Origin of the sequence: Bradyrhizobium sp. AS23.2 (genome assembly GCF_001908185.1) — a bacterium.
In the GTDB taxonomy this organism is placed as follows: Bacteria; Pseudomonadota; Alphaproteobacteria; order Rhizobiales; family Xanthobacteraceae; genus Bradyrhizobium.
On sequence record NZ_LGHM01000380.1, the window covers coordinates 1 to 2925 of the forward strand.

Genomic DNA, 2925 nt, shown 5'->3' on the forward strand with positions numbered 1-2925 from the left:
AGCAAGCCGGCACTATCTTCGCCGTAAGGGTAAGAGATCAGGAACAGGATGCCTCGGCGCGACTTGGATGCATGAGAGCGTCGCTCGCCGTCAACTACACGGCGCATGTCGCGGATAGCCAAAGGTCCTAAACAGGACCCGCTGTTCTCAGATACAAGCGCTCGCGCAAGATAGCCAAAAGCTGGCGCTCTCCAGTTCCATCGGAGGGGCAACGGTGCTCGCAGGCGGAAAGCCAGCGGGAGAGGCCGGCGTTGTCCTCGGTCTCGAAGGAGACTTCGCTATGCCCCACAGCATTGACATAGACCAAAAACACAGTCGAGCAATTATGAAAGTGATTGGCCAGCAACTGCGCGCGTCGCTGAGGCTTGAGCCGGAACAACCGGAGAGTCTTAGAGCGCAAATCCAACGGCTTCGGGAATTGGAGGAGCGCTCACCATTAATCGTTCCCTCTGGCGGGCATGGTGGAAAAGGCGGCTGATGCAGACCGAAAGTCCGTTCAGGGTCACTTTCGACGGACTTGGTGGGGATTGTCGGCTGGTTGATGTCCGCTTTGTCCGGCGGGTTCAACGGATCGCCGCAACACATTTTGCGAACTTCTCAGCCGGGGTTTGAAAGAGCAAGGTCTTTCGTGGCCTTTCATTGAGCTGCCTGGCGATCGCGCTGAGCTTGGCCTGGCTGTACAGGGACAGATCGATGCCACGCGGCAGATACTGGCGCAGCAATCTGTTGGTGTTTTCGTTTGACCCGCGCTGCCAGGGACAGCGAGGGTCACAGAAGTAGACATCGACCTTGGTAGCCAATGTCAGACGCTGATGATCCGCGAGTTCCTTGCCTCTGTCCCAGGTCAAGGACCGATAAAGTTCGCTGGGCAGTCGTTGCGATTGCTTGATAAGCGCCGAGACGACGCTTTCGGTATCCTTGTTCGCAACCTTGACCAGCATCACGTAGCGCGAATGGCGCTCGACAAGGGTTACGACATAGCTGTTCCTCGATCCGCCAATCAGGTCGCCCTCCCAGTGGCCTGGGACCGCACGATCTTCAACAGACGCCGGCCGATCTCTGATGGATACGGTATCCTTGATCTGGCCGAGTCCGTTTCGTTTCAGGCTGGCGTGTCTGGAGCGGCGGATCGTGCGTTTCGCTCTCAGGTGCTCGAGCAGTTCTTTTTTCAGCACGCCGCGCGCTTGAATGAACAGGCTGCGGTAGATCGTCTCGTGTGACACCTGATGTTGTGGCTCCCCCGGATATGTGCGCTTGAGCCAGCCCGCTATTTGTTCCGGTGACCATTGTCGCCGCAGCCCGATCGATACTGTCCGCCTCAAGAACGGGTGGCAAGCCAGCTTGCAAAGCTTGGGACGTCGCGCCCGATCCCAAGCGGCCTGATCTGACCCGGCGGCCCGGTAGCGGTCCGCTCCGCCGTTGCGGCTGACTTCGCGGCTGACGGTCGATGTCGATCGTCCCAAGTGGCGCGCGATCGACCGCAACGAGCGGCGCAGGCTGAGCCACCGAGAAATCTCCTCTCGTTCGGAGAGCGTCAGCGCCTGCTTGGCGCGGCGCCGAACCGGTGGACGAATGCCCCCCGTTGGCGAAATCACCGAAAAAACTGACGAGGATGCCCGGTCAAACCCACGTCCAATGGACCTCATGGACTCGCCAGCCTGCCAGCGATCCCAGATCTCAGACCGCTGAACCGCAGAATAGTAGATGCGACGTCGCTGCTTCATGCCCACACTCCATCTCTGCTAAAAGATTAGAGTGTTGCACCGACCGGTTGAGTCCACCGGTAAAAGCAGACATCGAACGGCACGCGAAACCCGTAGCGTCGGTCGAAAGTGACCCGAAAGAGACATCCGTGGTCTGATGTGTTATGCAAATCCAATCCACCGGAGGCAGCCTCGTGTCGTGTGTTCTCAGACCGCCGACAGTCGAAGAGCTACCAATGCTCTCGGCTCTGTGCCGTAGGTCGAAAGCTGTATGGGGCTACGACAACGACTTCATGAAGGCTTGTCACAGTGAACTCACCATTGAACCATGTGAACTGCGATCAAGTTCGATTGCGGTGGCGGAAGAGAACGGCAGCATTTTGGGCGTTGCCCAAATCAAGGTGATTGGAAGCGAGGCAGACTTATTGAAGCTGTTCGTCGAGCCGACGATGCTTCGCTGCGGTGTAGGGATGAAGCTATTTCATTGGGCTACCAGCGAAGCAACAGCAATGGGGGCTGATCGCATGGTGATCGAAGCCGACCCAGACGCGGCACCTTTCTATCGACGAATGGGCGCCAAAGACTGCGGCCTCGCCCCTTCCGGATCGATACCCGGTAGAGCGCTTCCCAAGCTGGTTAAGGAGTTACGATCGATATGAGGTGCTTGTCGTCTCTTGGCCCTTTGCGACATATGGCGGTGCCACGCCGTTTCGGTCGCAAGCGGAACGAAGCGGACATCGGATGTCGGTCATGATCGGTGGGTTCGTCGCGAATGACCCATCTGCGACATGGGCAGGTTCAGCCGACCAGCTGACAGTGCCCGCTGATGACAGTACCGTCGCGTTTATGCGCCTTAAGCGTGCCGTCGACGCGGTTGATGAAACCTTGCCAGACAGCGGTCGGGTCGAACAGATGTTGCCAAATGTTGCCGAGCGTAAGCGCCGTCTCAAAGAACAAGTGCGTATCCGTGACGTGGACGGCCAAATTGCTTCCGAATGTCCGAGAGTGCATCGTCCCCTCGTCCAGATTAACGGTGACCTGTTCCCCGTTTATGTAGACCGAGTTGCGCTCGCCACCCGTAAGGCCCCGCGCCCAGCATTTCAGATCGATCGTCTCGGCATGTGCAGCCGTTGCAGCTAGCAGCGCGGCGACGATGATGGTTGCTTTCAGCTTCACAGTTATCTCGTCGCTTTGTGACGGCCCTGCCGGGGGGTCGGACACG

3 protein-coding genes are annotated in these 2925 nt (G+C 58.3%); 1 reads left to right on the forward strand and 2 read right to left on the reverse strand.

The annotated features are described in order from the left end of the window. Nucleotides 1-563 precede the first annotated feature (563 nt). Complete coding sequence (locus AC630_RS42300; RefSeq protein WP_074124362.1) at nucleotides 564-1724, reverse strand: IS30 family transposase; 1161 nt, start codon at nucleotides 1722-1724, stop codon at nucleotides 564-566. 215 nt (nucleotides 1725-1939) lie between these two features. Between AC630_RS42300 and AC630_RS42305 the strand changes: the two genes are divergently transcribed. Beyond that, nucleotides 1940-2362: a GNAT family N-acetyltransferase gene (locus AC630_RS42305; protein WP_074124364.1), complete on the forward strand. Its 423-nt coding sequence runs from the start codon at nucleotides 1940-1942 to the stop codon at nucleotides 2360-2362. 139 nt (nucleotides 2363-2501) lie between these two features. Here AC630_RS42305 and AC630_RS42310 read toward each other — a convergent pair. Then, nucleotides 2502-2925, reverse strand: a 424-nt coding sequence (locus AC630_RS42310) for a hypothetical protein (RefSeq protein WP_208867128.1), incomplete at its 5' end; no start/stop codon positions are given.